Origin of the sequence: Prolixibacter sp. SD074 (assembly GCF_009617895.1) — a bacterium.
In the GTDB taxonomy this organism is placed as follows: domain Bacteria; phylum Bacteroidota; class Bacteroidia; order Bacteroidales; family Prolixibacteraceae; genus Prolixibacter.
The window spans coordinates 701,707-718,590 of sequence record NZ_BLAW01000001.1 but is presented as its reverse complement, the minus strand read 5'-3'; the positions used below and the strand labels follow the sequence as shown (position 1 = coordinate 718,590).

Below are 16,884 nucleotides of genomic sequence, written 5' to 3'. Positions count from 1 at the left end.
ACGGCCCTGAAGGATACCAACGTTACCGGTTGGAATTTTTCAATTCGGTCAGAAGTTCACGTAAGTTTACGGTTGCATAGGTCGATGCATAATCGGACATGGCATAAGGTATAATCAAATCGTTATTCTGAATGATGGAGCCACAGGAATAAACCACATTAGGCACATAGCCTTCTCTTTCTTCAGCATTAGGCATTATCAGGGGTGATTTCAACCGGCCTATTTCGATTGTCGGGTTATCAAGGTCGAACAACGAAGCAGCTATCGCATATTCACGCATCGGCCCAACACCATGGGTTATTACCAACCACCCCTCATCGGTTTCAATGGGTGAACCACAATTTCCTATCTGAATGAATTCCCATGGGAATCGGGGTTTTTGTAGCAACTGAGCTTCACGCCAAATGGAGATATTATCAGAAAAAGCGATATAATTATTAAAGCCATCCAGGCGGCAAAGCATGGCATATTTTCCATTCAACTTTCTGGGAAACAACGCCATTCCTTTATTTCGTGCAATTTCGCCATGAAGCGGATTGACCTTGAAGTGATAAAAGTCCTTGGTTTCAATCATTTTAGGGAGGATCGTTGTACCATCGTAGGCCGTATAGGTAGCAAAATAAGTGGCTTCATTTTTATCATCTTTAAATTTCACAAAACGGGCATCTTCAATCCCGTTTCGTTCGTTTGCCGATAAGGGAAAAATCACCCGCTCGGAAATATTGGTATCAAGCGAAAAATCAAGTTCGTAATGGGATGACGCTAACCAGATGATTTGGTTGAAAAGAATCTCTTTCTCAGAAGCGGGGCGAAGCAACTTTTTGGCTTCTTCAACACAATAATAAAGCTCACCATAAGTAAATTTATCCTTGAGTTTATCCAGGACTAAACCAGATGGAATGATGCCATGAAAATCCTTCATTTCATCGAGTTTTCTTTTAAATGATTCTTTATCGTAGACATGCCGACGGATACGTTCTGCCTTTTCCAGCATTTTGCCCACTGGTTCAATCATCAGGTTGTTGCTGGCATCCAATACTCCTGTTCGGAAAACAATCGATGAAATATGGCCTTCGCCAGTTGCCCTGAAACTTAAAATTACTCGTTTCTCATCAGGACCGGTTTCCGATTGATCGGGATGTTCAACCACCGAGGGATTAAAAAATGCAGCCGATTCAATCGAATACTCCATCGTGAAATACGAACCTATGAGTATTTTCTTTGAAGTAGTAATCAATCCGGGATCAATACTTAACTCTTCAAATAAATGAATGATTCGATTAAAATGTTTTTCGAAGATTTTTGAAATATTCCGATGGCGCAGTGAATAATCTCTTAGCACCGGATTTAATGCCAAAGTTGCCTCATTTTCCGACATATTCACGATAGAACGAATTGTGTTTTTAGCCCTTTCAGCGTCCGTATATAAAAAGCGGGCGATAACCCTGCTGGCATCCGGCCGAAAATATATATCCTTTCTGGTTATGGCAACTTGCATCAGATTTTGATTTTTAGTATCCTATAAAGGTAATCTCAAAAACGGAATAAATTCCTGAAATCCAAGTTAGTTTATATTCACGGCCTTTCCTGTTGATTTCAAAATTGTTTAAAATATGAAAACGTCCGGAACTCCGGCACAATCATTCATCCCATTACATTTTTTGGAATCAAGAATTTATGAACCAATTTCATCCGGGCAAAGTTTCACCATTATACACCTCGCTCATAAAGCGAACTAATTACTTGCGATACAAGTTGCTCTTGTTTCAATAGTCCTGGATACCGGCGAATAATCGACTTATCCATTCCATTTGTTAGCGCGATTGCCTTCCCCAGTGCTTGTAATTCCGGAACCGCACATTGGAGTGATCCAATACTTTCAGCATCTGTACTTTCAGCGCATCGGTAATGACCAGTTCCACCAAAGCGTAACCCCAAATCAAAGCAGCCAGTTTCCAGCCCATTGCGGGCATCAAAAAGCCATTCACCGTAATTAGCGTAGCGATAACTTGTGTACTGACAATAGCAAGCAGCAGGGCCCTGGATGGTTTCACCGACCAGAAGTGCCCTTTGGTCCGGGCCATGAAGACCGTCAATTGTCCGGCTACCGATAACTTCAGGTAAATGAACGGTTGCAACACTTCATTGCTCAAATGCAACATCTCTTTCCCGATGAACAACATCCCAAACGTAAAAACTACACCAATCAAACCAAGGAATGTAGCAATACCTAACGTGGTGCGCATATCCCATTTGTCCGGGGTACGGGAGTACTTCACATTATCTACCGCAATGGTCATAATCGGCGCATCATTCAGTAATGCCAGCAAAACAATCATCAATGCCGAAACCGGGTAAAAGTTGAAAGCAATAATGGACAACGTAATAAACAACAGCACCCGGATGGTTTCAGCAATCCGGTAAATGGAATAATTATTCATGCGCTGGAAAATCTTCCGGCTCTCTTTAATCGCATCAATAATCACCGACAATCCAGGTTTGGTCAGCACAATCGATGCAGCTGATTTTGCAGCGTCGGTCGCCCCGGCAACAGCAATTCCCACATCTGCTTTTTTCAATGCCGGTGCATCATTAACACCGTCACCCGTCATACCGACAATGTGATCGTTGTGCTGCAGGATTTCGACAATATGATATTTGTGTTCCGGGAAAACCTGCGCAAAACCATTCGATTCTTCAATCTCTTTTAGGGCCATGCGATCGGACTTTTGCATGATGGCATCTGCCTCTTTGATATTCGTTTTCAAGCCAACCATTCTCGCGGTTTCTTTTGCGATAGCCGTATGGTCTCCGGTGATCATCTTCACCTCCACTCCCATCTCCTGGGCTATTTTAATCGTTTCTGCCGAATCCTCACGGGGTGGATCGTACAATGGGATCATCCCCACATACGTCCAGTTTCCTTTTTTATCGGTCCGCGCAACCCCCAAAGCACGGTAACCTTTTTCGGCGAAAGCCTCCACCTGATTGTTCACCTGCCCTTCCATCTCTTCGGAATTTTTTACCAAAGAAAGGATCGCCTGTGGGGCACCTTTGGCCACCTGAAAAGTAACAGCGCCTTCCTTCACCGTAGATTCGGTATGCTTAATAACGGGATCAAATGGTTTAAAATCAATTACTTCAAGAGCATTTAAGCTATTTTTGTTGGTTTCATCGGCCAGTGTATGCTCGATAATGGCGCTATCAATGGGGTCATGATCTTCCACAGTGGAAGCTAAGGTTGCAAAAACGAGTACGTCATTTCCCGTGTATTTTTCAAAGGGAACCACCTCTGCCAATGTCAGCTCATTTTTGGTAATGGTACCGGTTTTATCGGAGCAGAGAATATCCATCCCCGCCATCTCCTCGATGGATGCCAATCGACTAACGATAGCCTCCTTTCGCGCTAGCACAGAAGCCCCAACCGCCATCGTAACCGAGAGAACTGCCGGCATAGCTGCCGGAATAGCAGCCACCATTAACACCAGGGCAAACTGGATAAAATGCAGCATACTTTCTCCCCGGAAAAGGGAAACGATGAAAATGAGCGAAACCAAAGCAAAGGCAAATACAATAAGATAATTACCGATTTTAACAACTGCCCGCTGGAAGTGGCTGGTGGTTTTGGCCTCCTGAACCAGTTTGGCGGTTTTGCCAAAAAAGGTATTCATACCAGTGGCCGTTACAATTCCACTCATCTCACCTTGCTTGACTACAGAACCGGAGTAGGCCATGTCCGAGGACTTTTTCTCCACCGGCAACGATTCTCCCGTCAGGGATGATTCATCCAATTGGAGGTAGTCTCCCTTGGTTAATTTCACATCAGCCGGCACCACATCGCCTAGCCGCAACCGAATTGCATCACCAGGAACCAGCTGATCGGCCGCCAACTCCTGCCATTTTCCATCACGAATCACCCTTGATTTTAACGCCAGTTTCTTCTTCAGCAGCTCTATAGCGTTATCAGCCTTATGTTCCTGCCAAAATCCAACTACCGCGTTCAACACCAATAAAGTAGTGATAATCCAGAAGTCCTCCCAGTGATGTATCACGGCTGAAAGAATTGCCGCTATTTCAATCATCCAGGGAATCGGGCCCCAGAAACTTTTCATAAACTTGACAACAGGGTTGGGTTTGTGTTCATTCAGGCCGTTAAGTCCATATTGGCCCAATCGTTTAGTCGCTTCATCAGAGGACAATCCTTTTTCTGACGTACCCAGTTTTTCATGAAGTTGATCGATAGTCAGGTCATTGAGATCGGGTTCGACGGTATTGTTTTTGTTCATAAGACATTCATAATTAAATAAAAATAGAACAACCCAATTAAATAATAAGTTTTTGAATCTCTGTATAAAAAAACATTAAAAGTACCGAACTATTGTTAAATAAAAGTCAGGTAGTCGGAGGAAAACAATCTATTCATGGAGCAAATCGTGCCACGAAGCATTATCTTTAACCCGATAAAATCCGTAGCATCATGGTACTCCACCGTAATTTTATACCAGAACTTACCTTCACGGCTACACGCAGTAGCGGAGCTGGCGGGCAGAATGTGAACAAGGTCAATACGAAAGTGGAATTGCGATTCCACGTTGAATCGTCGAAATTGTTATCCCAGGAAGAGAAAAACGTATTGATGCGCAAATTAGCGAACCGGATGAACAAGGAAGGCGAACTGATACTAACCGAACAGAACGAACGTTCGCAACTGAAAAACAAGGAAAAAGTAATTGACCGTTTCTATCGGCTCATCAATTGGGCGCTAATTCCACAAAAAAGAAGAAAAGCTACGCGCCCAACATTAGCTTCACGCCACCGGAGACTGGAAAATAAAAAACAACATTCAGAGAAAAAATCGAGGCGACAAAACCCTCGTTTAGACTAAAATTACCGACTTAAATCCGGGGATCGGGGAATAAAACGCCTACAGATAAAGGGACAAAGACACGTTATCAACAATTGTTCATATCTTCTGTTCGTTTTTCGTGAATTTTGTTTTGCCAAAAACACTTGCCTGATAAATAAAACATTGTAATTTGCACCTATCAGGTGAGCGATAAAAGGTCGCACCGGAAACAAGGAGAAGAAAAAAGTCACTTAATTGGGGCCCGATTCCGATCGTACAGGTTGCAAAACCTGCTTGTTGAAGGAGCTGAAGCCTGGAAAGCGAACGGAATAACATCCAATCGAACTACCAGTCGGTTGCAGACAAACGGAAACGTTCATTCTAAAACTGAATCAGAAGGCCCTGCAGCAGCAACTCCGGTTAATGCTGCAGAAAGAAGATGAAAAGAAAGGATTCATTTCCCAAGACGTCTTCATCGCCTGTTGGACTGTTCTTCGGGACAGGAAAACAGAGATAGCCCAGAAGAAGCTTCGTCCGGGAAGGTGTCCTCCCGGGATACCGAAGGGACAGCTTGAAGATGGTGTTGTAACAGACATTGTCCAGGAGCCACAGGTTGCACGAAAGTCTTCGGACGATCCTGTAACCAGCCTAAATAACCGTAACCTGACACTGTGAAGTGAATACTTCAACAGCGAAATGGGAACTATTCTTCACTGAATGGTTCCCATTTGTGTTTTTATACGGTTCGTTTGAAGTTGAATTGATCCGAAGATATTCTCTCCTCTTTCAATTAGTCCGGAATAATTCCGGTAGCAAAATATCAATCAATAAACATCAATTTGGTATCTCTTTTGCTTTTTTAGATCTTTCAGAAAATCTTCAGCTTTTTCCGGTTCAAGACCGCCTTCTGCTGCGACGATGGTTTTGAGCGTTTCATGAACATCGCGGGCCATATGTGTTTTATCACCGCAAACATAAAGATAAGCGCCCTTCTGAAGCCAGTTATATAGTTCTTTGCCCATCTCCAGCATTCGATGCTGAACGTATACTTTTTGTTCCTGATCGCGCGAAAAAGCCAGTGATAGTTCTGTCAAAACACCTTGCTGTCTGAACTTCTCCCAATCTTCGCGATAAAGAAAATCTGATTTCTTGTGCTGATCGCCAAAAAACAACCAGGATTCCCCATTAACATGATCGCCATTTCGTTGCTGAATAAAGCTGCGATAAGGCGCTACACCGGTTCCCGCTCCTACCATAATCATCGGGGCATCCAGTTCTTCCGGCATCTTAAATCCAAGATTGTGATCGATAAATACCGGGATCCAGCTTCCTTCTTCAATTCGATCGGTAAGAAAGGTAGAACACGTTCCTTTGCGGTCACGATCGCGATTTCGGTATCGAACAGCGACGACCGTGATATGAACTTCGTCGGGATATACTTTCTGACTGGAGGCAATGGAATAAAGACGAGGAGATAATTCAGGCAGCACACTTACCAGCTGGCTGGCCGTTATTTTTGCCGGGAAATCCATCAACATATCCAGTGCATCGTGTCCATATAAATATTCATCCAGTTTTTCCTCATCGACCAGCAAATTTCCCAGTGCTTCAATATTGGTCAGTTCGTAATAACTGGCTAATATGTGGCTGGTAAGAATATTTATTTCCAACCGGTTACGTAGTGCCGTTTCAAGCGGAAGCGACCAATCGTTCAACGCTACTTCAGTTTGACCATTGATGCCGGTATAATCTAAAATGCCTTCGACCAATTCAACCGGATTGTTACCAAAGACTCCAACGTTATCACCGGGTTCATAGGTAAATCCTGAATCAGCAATGTCCAGTTCAACATGGTAAACGTCTTTCAACGAGTCCTCGCCGGTTAAACGCACTTTCCGTTTAACGCGTGCGAAATAGGGATCTTTCCTCGAATAGCTGGTATCTTTTGAGCCATTGCTCTCGGCCGCCCCGGCCATGGGCTCATTGCCTGCACCTCCATTTACTTCCCGAACAACCTGCAATACAGTCGTGATCCAATTGGATGCATCTTCTTCATAATCCACATCACACTTGACAATGGGCAAGATATTATTGGCACCGCGCTCCTTCATCACCTCATCGAAGTCAACACCAGCCTTACAAAAGCTCTTATAAATCTTGTCTCCAAGCGCCAACACGGCATAATTCACATCAGTCAGCGAAGGACACTCATCGCTCCTTAAATAAGCCAGCATGTCAACCGAATTGACTGGCGGATCGCCTTCTCCATGCGTGGGAAGAATCATCAGAACATTTTTTGCATTGGCTACTTCCGGATAGTTGTATTCTTCCATCAGGAAGATTTCTGCTTCAAAACCAGAGGCTTCTGCTAGGTCAAAAATACGGTAAGCAATATCCTCGCTATGACCAGTATGTGTTCCATATAAAATGGTCAATGGAATATTCCCGTCTCCGGAATTCCCACTTTCCTGCTCGGCGTGTACGAAATATTTTCCGGGAATAAAGCTTTCCCCTTTTAAGTGGTTGTTTATCCAGTCCAGCTGTTTCTTTTGCTGCGCAACACTTTCACTATTCACAGCCCGAAACCCATTTTTCATTTCCGAACCAAATGTATTACTCATAGTATCTATAACTTGTCAATTAAGGCGTTGCACGCAACATCCTTTTCAATTCAGCGCAAACTTCCTAAAACCGAAATGCTGTTTAATTAAGCTTCTCTAATACCTGGGAACTCAAATTTAAACAGTTAAACAAGTGCTCGGAAGTGCTTATTAATAATGCTTCAAAATTAGTGTAATATTTGTTAGAAGCATGTTTATTTAGAAAGAATTTAATCAACTAATAACAAAGAACTCAAATCCCGGACTATTTGCCAACATGAAATTGATTCAATGAATCATACTTCAACATGACTACATCGCTCATACACAAATTGTCGTATAAAAAAAATCCGGCGTTAACCGGATTTTTAATTATTCTATTGAATATGTGATGATTAATTATCTAATTTCATCTTATCACGGTAATATACATTCCACGCAATGTAGTTGACCAAATGTGTAGCAAACTTCATCTCATGCATTGACGAGAACAACTGGCTCATTGTATCTCTTGTCGGACCAAGCAAATCAGACAATAATACCGTTGTACTGTCATCGAAGGTAATCTGGTAGTCGCGATACTTGTTGCAGAACGTGGTGTATTCTGCATCACTATCATTTTCACTACTATTATCAACTACAGCTACAGTTGCGTTTTGCTGGAGTTCCCCACCTTTATAAATTTCGAGAGAATCGGAACCAGCTATACGGGTATGTACAATCTTCACGTCACCGATAGTCAGAGAGTGCACTTTGGTATAGGTACCGGTACCGTCATCTTTACTCCATTGGACCATCTCGTCGTAAAGCGTTTGACCGCCGTCAGAAAGATTGTAGTCGTAGAGCCTGGTCGTATCTGTTCTTTCTGCCTGCATACCAACCGCGTAACCGCTGGCAAAAGTAAACGTCGAGGCATAACTGTATGGCATGTCAGAACGGCCCATCGTCCACTCGATATCCAGCCTACCAACTGCCGTGTCAGAAGCGGCAATATCACTTTCCAGGCTGTAGGATAAATCACCGGGGAAAGCATACTTATAACTGTATTTTGATGTAGTGATGACAAAATTATTCACCAGTGTATCCGTATCCCGTTGCGATTTGTAGAAACAATACTCCGGGTGATGCACAGCCAACGATTCAGGTAGCTTGATAATAAACAAAGAGGTGTCGGCAATCATTTTAAAGTGATTATACATGTAAGAACCATAACCCCAATGCATTTGCATCTCGTTAAGTACAGAATCCTGGTATTCATAAACTCCGCTTACATCAGCAAGGGTAATACTGTCAGAAAACATTTCATCGCCAGTTGCAGATACATCTGCCGACTTCAGATTGCTGTTTCCAGAGGTAATTACCTTATAACCATCAGAACTACTAATGTCATTCATCGCCGTGCTTACCTGATCTGTACTATTCGTGATGGCTTCTTTCAATGTTTGATTACTAACATTGGTAACTCCTCCGCCAGAGTTCTGTGAACAACTCCACATTCCAACAGTTGCAATTGCAATAATTGCGGATAAAAACATCCTATTTTTCATAACCATAAAATTTTGTTTACAAGTGATTATTCTTTAAAACAAAGGGAAATTTGTTATTAGAAAACAAACAGATGCAATATTAAAAAACTGACTAACGAACAATTGGGATGGTGGTGGGTTTTCCAAATGACCTAAGCCTGCTAGTCAATAAGCTCCGTCAATAATTCTTAAGGCTTTGAGTAGCGCTTTTCAGAAAGCAAAAATGCAAATTCCTCATAAATTACAACGAAGAAAGTGTAAATTTTCTTATTAAATAGCATTTAATTTAACATTTTTTAACCAACCCATACAAGCATCTACAAGTAACCATAGATATTTATTATGCAGAATACTCATAACGAATACATTAAATTACATTTACATAATAATTTTTGACGGAAGTTGAAAAAAGCAATTGTATATTCAAAAATATTTCGTTATTTTAATGGCGATTATTGAAGTTTGTCAGAATTGAATATCCGGCTCAAGACATAATCAAGTAAAATATTACAAATGAAGACATTGGATCATGCTCCGAAATTCGATCCAATTTTTGCCTTTTTATTCCTTAATCCAATACGGATTGCCGGCAGCCTGTTTATCAGGCTGCCTTTTTTACCGGGTAAAAGGTTAAGCTGATTAGCTGAAAGGATGAATGAATATGGTAATCACCACAATTAGTGCTGCCACGACGCATAAAGAACGTTGCCAATGACGGCGTTTGTTTGTTGGTATTTTGTCAAAATAATGACGAATAACCGGTGACAGGAAGCGTATGGTAAAGTATGTGCCAACAAAACCGAGTAAATTTCCGGCCAACACATCACCAGGAAAGTGCGCACCAAGATAAATCCTGGTATAGGATACAACAACCGTCAACAAACCCAACAAAACAGGCATTATTTTTCTTTTTCTGATATGCCAGGCGATAACGGTAAATGCAGCAGCCGTTGTTGTGCTGTGGCCGGAGGGAAAACTATATTTATGCAAAACATAATTACCAACATAGTGCACCATATCCTTTCCGGCAAAAACCGTTAACGGTCGGTCCCAGTCAAAAAATATCCAATGCTTCAGAAACTGAGCTATTAAGCCAGTGATAACTATGCTCATTATGGCTACCATTACCATATTCATGTCCTTGCGCATAAATAATAGCAACATCAGAGCTGACAGGAAGAATGAATCGCCCAGCCATGTTAAGATCAACATTGGGTAATCAAGCCATTTAAAGTGGATGCTGTTCATGACCAGAAAGCTGTCATGATAACCATAAGCGAGTAATAAAAACGCCAATACAATCCAGAAGGCCAGCAATGGAAGGAGGAAGTATTTATTATCCCAAATGAACCGTTTCATACAATGCGAATACTTTATTATCTGTGTTGATTTTTTAATATAATCTCTTTAAAAAAAATATTTGCGATCTATCTGACCCGAAAATTGAAAGCCATAAGACCAATCTGAAAAACTGATATTTCGTTATTGAAGTAGATATTGTAATAGCCCTGTCCATAGTAATATTCTGCGAATAAGGATATATCATTCTGCAATTGGGGATGATAAGCAACACGAAACGAAAAATCGAATTGTCTTGACAAATCATATTTCTGTTCCGGCGAGCGGTTATCAATCGTCCATGTAAAATGCATGTGATATCTCAATTGACTTTTATTGAAATAACCGTCGGGTTCGTTTTCTCGATATTCGTTACTGGAAATCAGGCTTCTTACCGCTCCCGGATAATCCTTCAGTTCCGAGTCGAAATTGAGTCTGAAGAGGCCATAATCATTCCCTAATCCTATCGAATTCAGTAAATGTGTTTCAAAACCGAATTTAAAATATTCCGGAATAAGCTGGTTTCCTTTTGACTGATCGTCAATGAGAATCCATCCGACCTTGATAAAATTGGTGGCGAAATTTCCGTCTTCTTTATTGTACGTACCATCCGAATTATACGTCGGTCCGCATTGTCCGTTGGAATGATGCCCCAATGTTAAATAGGAAAGCAACTCTCCTTTGTAAATACCCCGATCACTAAAATTCAGGTACACCGTAAGACCAGGCATGTAACCCGGCGTAGTAATCGGATAGGAACGTTGATCTCTCATCCGGATAATTCCTTTAAAGGAAATGTCCATTGCCCACTCGCCATCATACGACAGATTCACCAGATAACAGGGTGCCATCACCGCTTCAAACAAAAGCGGGTTCAGGTTCCCAATCCCCTGCTTAAATGTTATGTAACTGGGTGAATGAACCATTTCAATATATTCCGACATTAGTATTTGTGACTTCGAAGTTTCCTGGGCCAATATCGTTGTAGTAGTAACAACAGTATAATTCCGGAAAAACCATACACAGTCAACGAGCGTTTAAACAGATTTTTCATCACACGATTCTCTTCATCCAATTACGTCTGAACCTTTATACTTATTAATTCATTCCAACTATGATTCTACCATTCCTTCTTCGAAATGAGCATTAATACATTTTCCAGAATATTGGAACCTTCTTCCACCAGGTTTATTTTCTGATCAAACAACTGCCACTTTACCATCATCATTTTCATCGCTCCCATTATGATTATAGTGAGTTGTGAAGAAGGAAGGTCATTTCTGATTTCATTTTTCCCCTGCCCTTCCTGTATGACACCTTCCAACTGTCCTGCCATAAAAAGAGTAATGTCTTTAATTTTCTTTTTTAAATATTCTTCACCGTTATATATCTCTTCGGAAGATATGACGCAGATTAGCGCAGGATTTTTTTGTAACCGACCAAACTGAAACTCAAAAAACAATCGTAGTTTATCACAGCTTGGCAAATAACTTTGCGCAATCTCAGTTATTTTTAATTCAGTAGTTTTTGAAAAGAAGTCGATGATGTTCACCAGGATCTCTTTCTTATTTTTGTAATGCCGATAAATGGCCGGTTCCGATACACCAATGGTATTCGACAGGTTTTTAATAGTCAACCCCTGTAAGCCTTTTTCAGCAATTAGCTTGATTCCCGTGTGAATAATCTCCAGCTGCCTTTCGGTATACATGGTGCGTTAGTTAATACTCACTAACAAAAGTACAATGCTTTTGAAAATCGAGCATACTCCTTTGGATATTTTTATATGAAATTTACGTTAACACACCTTACAGTGAAAAAAAAAGAGGCCATCGGGCCTCCTTTACTCATCTATCATTTTGAACGTTAATCATCATCATCATCTTTTCCTGCCAGTTTCGCAGGGTAAGGAATTTTTCCCTTTGCACTGAACCAAAGTATCCTGTTCAGCATGTCATCGTCTCCCCCATCGATATGGTCGTATTGCGGCTCAAGGCTAATGTTGGCATAATGCAGCGCTTTTCCTGTTAAGGATGAAAGCGCCCCATTCATTTCGTCTAGCGGAATCTCGTTCTTAACACCGTTATACGGCGTATAATCGGGTGTTTGCACAAAACAAGCATCCATCGTTGGCGCAATAGCATCCTGAATATTCATTGGAGGGAGCGCCAGAATCTGTTCAATGGTTCGTACCATGGCCGGTTGATTGTAGGCAGCATGTACCGCTTTATCCTTACGGGAATACGGACTAATTACAGTTCCCACCGTACGATAGGCTGAAACATGATCCCATCCTGTCTGGCTGTCATCTTCAGTAACAAAAATAACTGTATTGGCCCAAAAACGACTATGGCTAAGGACGTCCACAATCTGACCGAGCGCAACATCATTATCGGCAACCATTGCTCTTGGCGTTGGGTAACCGGGACGGGTTCCTGCAGTATGATCGGCGGGAAGTGCCATGACCATTAGCTGAGGAAGTGAGTCTCCTTCCATATTTTCATATTTCTTCAAATCCTTAACGAATGCAGCTGCGCGCATGACATCAGGTATGGCATGGTGGTCATACCCCGGGTAGGTTTGACTCAAGATTGGTTTTACCGGTCCTACCGTTGTTTTATTGGTAAAATGGAATGGTTCACCATTGACAAACATTTGATAAATGTCTTTCCATCCCAGTGATTTATCAAATTCAGGAACCGCTGCTTCTCCATAAATTTTCACCGAAACGCCATGTTTCATTGCATTGTCCCAGATAAATCCGGTAGGAGCATAAACCAATGCGTCGTACTGTACGTGCGGATAACTTCGGAACCAGGCACGCACATTCTTTTCTACATAATCAGTTACAATCGAAGCATCAGTCCATTGATGTCCTTCGGCTGAACATTTGCCTGAAGCCATGTAATTGTCCATCAAGACAAAATTGTTAACCAGCCGGTGCATGTTCGGAGTTATCTTTCGTCCGTAAATGCACAATGTGGAGTCACCATTGCCTTTCGGAACGTCACCTAATACCTGGTCATACGTCCGGTTTTCTTTAATGATATACAGCACATGTTTAAATACCGATGGTTCGCCTATCCTGTCGGGAACAGGCTTTGGTTCAACACCTACACGTGCAGGTAACTCAGCCAGCTTAACCCTGGCTAAATCGTTGACGGCAATTACTGTATTAGTATGTTTTTCCAGTTCCTTTTTATCCGGCATGGGAATTACCGAAACCGATGCCAACATATGGTGAGAGTTGTATGCCAGTGTTTTTTCCGGCCCCTGATGTAATCCTACGTGTGCACCAGTCGCCTCGATATTGGTAACATACATTTTCTTATTACCAGCAATGGTAACCGAGGATGGATATGCACCGGTAGGGATGAATCCAATGACTTCACTTTTTTGTTTCAGGCCACGTGCTGAGGCATGTTTCCCGAGACGTACAACCGCCACAGCATTATCAATACCATTGGCAACATACAGGAATTTCCCGTTCTCCGACACGGTTAATCCGTCGGGTGAACCGCCCCAGTACTTATTCAAGCCGGGCTGCAATCGGACGATAATGGTTTCGGTAATTTTATCCGAAACCGGATCAATAACCGACACATTATCGCTGTTGGAGTTGGTTACATATACATATTTTCCTCGCGGAGATGAGACGATCTCGTTGGGATGAAGCCCGGTAATAATTTCACTGAGTAACTGACCATTATTCGGGTCAAATACCGAAATGCTTCCTTCACGCGTAGCCCCGGTAGTTAGTGAAACCTTTGCTTCACCCCACGGAACACCTGCCACAACATCATCGTCATCAAGCGGTAATCGCCCTCCCCAGTTGGTAACGAAGAGTTTTCCTTTTGCTTCCGCAATCCCATAGGGAGCTACTCCGGTATCTCTTCTCCATACCACGTTGCCCGTGACTAAATCCTGTTTTACCAGCTCGTTGTTACCATTGAGCACGACATACAGGTAATCTCTGTTGTTTTCTTTCCGAATAAGCAATTCATTAGGCAGAGATGTTTTTGACGGTGGCAACGGGTCATATGAGAAATAATCTGTAATTCCTGCTTTTCCATTGTCCCAGCTTGCACGAATAACAAATGATTTTCCACCGCTCGTTGCGGCGCTCCACAATACTTCCAGCCCGGAATTTGTTTTGTGCCAAATAATTCCTGAATAGGTACTCATGGCCCCGGCCAGTTCCGACCTCGATTTTATCGGCAGGGTAAAAACAATGGAATCGGCCTTCGTATCGACAAAAACCACGCTGTACCGTTCTTCAACCGCCAGCCATTTACCATCAGGCGATAAGGCTGCATCCAGCGCATGATTTTCCAGGCTTTTATCACCAAAATAAATCTGTTTACCGGCGGGTTTGAGTATTCTGTTCCAGGGAAGTACATCGTTACCCGATTCATCCATTCTTTTCCCTTGCGCCACATTCTGGCTTCTCGCCGGAACAACTAGCAGGCACAAAAGGACTAGCGTTAATTGTATTAGTTTCATGACAGGAATTTTGATTAATTAGGAAACTGAAATGTTACCACTTTGTTCAGAAGTTCTTGATTTTATTTACTATTATCATTGGATATACGGCAAAGCAAAAAGAAAAAATCCCTACCGGAAAGATCCAGGCAGGGATTTTATTATAAAAAAAGTTAAATTTATTACGATACTATTTCTGATCGGACTGCAACATTTTAATTGAGCCCATATTGGTAACCTGGTATTGCGATAAATCAAATTTCATATCACGGTTCTTGTTCACTTCCGTTACGGTTAAAACCGAACGTTCACCGGTTTCTTTGTCAAGCGATTCACTTTCCATAAAAAATCCCCAGGGCATACCGTTAGAGTACATAGCTGACTTAAAAACAGCGGACATTAAATCTCTTGTTTGCAATTTTACATCCCGGGTAATCCAAATATCAGCTCTCTCTTTTTCATCATCATAAACATACTCCTCACATTTGTAGCCGGCAATGTTTTTTGTACGGCCGGTTTTCTTCAAATTCGGATTTAGCGTCGACATATCGGTGGCATTGTCAGGCATCTCCTCACCTGCAGCAAATAATGAATCAGCATTCATCGTCAAATCCAGTCCATATACAAGTCCCGTGCGCTTTCCGTCCTGATCGTGAAGAATAATGGTAGCTTTATTCTTAAAATCGAATATGTAAATCCCATTCCCTTTCGAGCCCTCGTTCGTACTTCCTCCTTCAAACTCATAAGCGAAATTATGTCTTCCCGGATTCATGAATGTGACCAATATTCCGTCACTTACAAGCGTACCATCTTTTTTATAGGACTTTACAACCATCTTTGTGGAATAGTTAAAATCATATTCCTTTTCGATAGGGACAGGTTCTCCAGACATTCCCATGCCTTTCATCATCCGCTGCTGCTGCCTGGCCTCAGGAGATACTTCGCCTTCACTATTACTTACACTGTCTTTTGCAAGCGAATCTTCCACTTTATCCAATCCTTTATCAATTTGCTGATCCATTTTATCTTCAGCGCGCTGCCCCGCTTTTTCCTCAGTCTTTTTCAAAGCTTTATCAGCCATCTTTTTTAAAAAGCCCTGGGCTTGTACCGGTTGCGTAAAACATAACGCACCGGCAAAAATCAAAAGTAAAATTCCTGTTTTTTTCATCACTAAAACTCGATTTAAATTGGTTTATTTTTCTGGTTAAATGCTATTCAATTTAGCACTTGTTTGTCTGAAAACCAATTATCAAGATCAAGACCAATATCTATAGTATAGATTATCTTTAGAGGTTTCGACTAATTTTATTACACCACTATACGTATTACCATACTGAAATCTGCTTAATTAACATGCTTACTGGTCTTTAGTTGTGAATCACATTTTTATTTATTAAAGCATACCGTCTGATGAATTGAAAAAGTTACATTTGCTGGTGTAAAATATGATTATATGAATACGTGGTTCGAGTGTAAAGCAAAGTATGTAAAGATTGATGAAAACGGACGGGAGAAAAAGGTAAATGAAGCTTACCTTTTAGATGCCGTGTCGTTTAGCGAAGCAGAAAGCCGCATTTATAAAGAGCTGGAGACGATGGTGAGTGGTGAATTCACCGTTACCAAAATTGCCAAAACCAATGTTGCCGAAATTATTCCCTCGGAAGATGGTGATCGTTGGTTTAAAGCAAAGGTATCGTTCATTACCATTGATGAGGAAAAAGGTAAAGAGAAAAGAACGGCACAATACGTTTTGGTTTTAGCAAAAACCGTGAGAGATGCCTATGAAAAGGTAGTGGAAAACATGCAGGGAATGATGGCCGATTTTGAAATCAATGCCGTGAACGAAAGCCTGATTATGGACGTATTTCCCTATTTTGGCCAGGATAATGACATTCCGGATCATCTTCGTCCGTTGAATGATGATGAATTGCTGGCTGACAACACGACCAATGAAGATGATTCCGATGATTTGGAGCCGCTTGATGAAGATTCAGAATCGGAAGAAGAATAAAGATTCAAAAGCAAGACATATATGAGACTGTTCGTTCCGGACAGTCTTTTTTTTTAATAAACGGATAGCTGATAAAAGGTCGCG

At 41.7% G+C, this 16,884-nt stretch carries 12 protein-coding genes; 3 read left to right on the top strand and 9 right to left on the bottom strand.

All coding sequences use genetic code 11. The annotated features are described in order from the left end of the window. Nucleotides 1–22: 22 nt before the first annotated feature. The gene (locus GJU82_RS03025) at nt 23–1,498 is read right to left on the bottom strand and encodes a glycoside hydrolase family 130 protein (RefSeq protein WP_153630798.1); all 1,476 of its coding nucleotides are present in this window, start codon (nt 1,496–1,498) and stop codon (nt 23–25) included. 316 nt (nt 1,499–1,814) lie between these two features. Then, entirely contained in the window at nt 1,815–4,286 is a 2,472-nt protein-coding gene (locus tag GJU82_RS03020) for a plasma-membrane proton-efflux P-type ATPase (RefSeq protein ID WP_153630797.1), read from the bottom strand. A gap of 191 nt (nt 4,287–4,477) precedes the next feature. Here GJU82_RS03020 and arfB point away from each other — a divergent pair, with 191 nt between their 5' ends. Further along, on the top strand, nt 4,478–4,885 hold the full coding sequence (arfB, locus tag GJU82_RS03015) for an alternative ribosome rescue aminoacyl-tRNA hydrolase ArfB (RefSeq protein WP_153630796.1): 408 nt from the start codon (nt 4,478–4,480) through the stop codon (nt 4,883–4,885). Nucleotides 4,886–5,269: 384 nt separating this feature from the next. Further along, nucleotides 5,270–5,521 (top strand): hypothetical protein, encoded by a 252-nt coding sequence (locus tag GJU82_RS03010; RefSeq protein ID WP_153630795.1) that lies wholly within the window; start codon nt 5,270–5,272, stop codon nt 5,519–5,521. Nucleotides 5,522–5,670: 149 nt separating this feature from the next. Here GJU82_RS03010 and GJU82_RS03005 read toward each other — a convergent pair whose 3' ends face one another. The 7 genes from GJU82_RS03005 to GJU82_RS02975 all read right to left on the bottom strand — a co-directional run bounded on the left by GJU82_RS03005 (nt 5,671) and on the right by GJU82_RS02975 (nt 15,957). After that, nucleotides 5,671–7,467: a sulfite reductase flavoprotein subunit alpha gene (locus tag GJU82_RS03005; RefSeq protein WP_153630794.1), complete on the bottom strand. Its 1,797-nt coding sequence runs from the start codon at nt 7,465–7,467 to the stop codon at nt 5,671–5,673. A 374-nt stretch (nt 7,468–7,841) separates the two neighbouring features. Continuing rightward, complete coding sequence (locus GJU82_RS03000) at nt 7,842–8,993, bottom strand: hypothetical protein (protein ID WP_153630793.1); 1,152 nt, start codon at nt 8,991–8,993, stop codon at nt 7,842–7,844. Between the two features lie 618 nt (nt 8,994–9,611). Continuing rightward, complete coding sequence (locus GJU82_RS02995) at nt 9,612–10,331, bottom strand: phosphatase PAP2 family protein (RefSeq protein ID WP_153630792.1); 720 nt, start codon at nt 10,329–10,331, stop codon at nt 9,612–9,614. A 68-nt stretch (nt 10,332–10,399) separates the two neighbouring features. Further along, on the bottom strand, nt 10,400–11,254 hold the full coding sequence (locus tag GJU82_RS02990; protein WP_153630791.1) for a hypothetical protein: 855 nt from the start codon (nt 11,252–11,254) through the stop codon (nt 10,400–10,402). A gap of 176 nt (nt 11,255–11,430) precedes the next feature. After that, a complete protein-coding gene (locus GJU82_RS02985; RefSeq protein ID WP_153630790.1) occupies nt 11,431–12,018 on the bottom strand; it encodes a TetR/AcrR family transcriptional regulator in 588 nt (195 codons plus the stop codon). A 155-nt stretch (nt 12,019–12,173) separates the two neighbouring features. Further along, nucleotides 12,174–14,810 (bottom strand): bifunctional YncE family protein/alkaline phosphatase family protein, encoded by a 2,637-nt coding sequence (locus GJU82_RS02980; RefSeq protein WP_228488542.1) that lies wholly within the window; start codon nt 14,808–14,810, stop codon nt 12,174–12,176. Nucleotides 14,811–14,979: 169 nt separating this feature from the next. Continuing rightward, nucleotides 14,980–15,957, bottom strand: coding sequence for a DUF4412 domain-containing protein (locus GJU82_RS02975; RefSeq protein WP_153630789.1), 978 nt, complete (start codon nt 15,955–15,957; stop codon nt 14,980–14,982). A gap of 285 nt (nt 15,958–16,242) precedes the next feature. On the opposite strand from GJU82_RS02975, the gene GJU82_RS02970 reads away from it, so the two are divergent. After that, nucleotides 16,243–16,800 (top strand): DUF4494 domain-containing protein, encoded by a 558-nt coding sequence (locus GJU82_RS02970; protein WP_153630788.1) that lies wholly within the window; start codon nt 16,243–16,245, stop codon nt 16,798–16,800. Nucleotides 16,801–16,884: the final 84 nt, after the last annotated feature.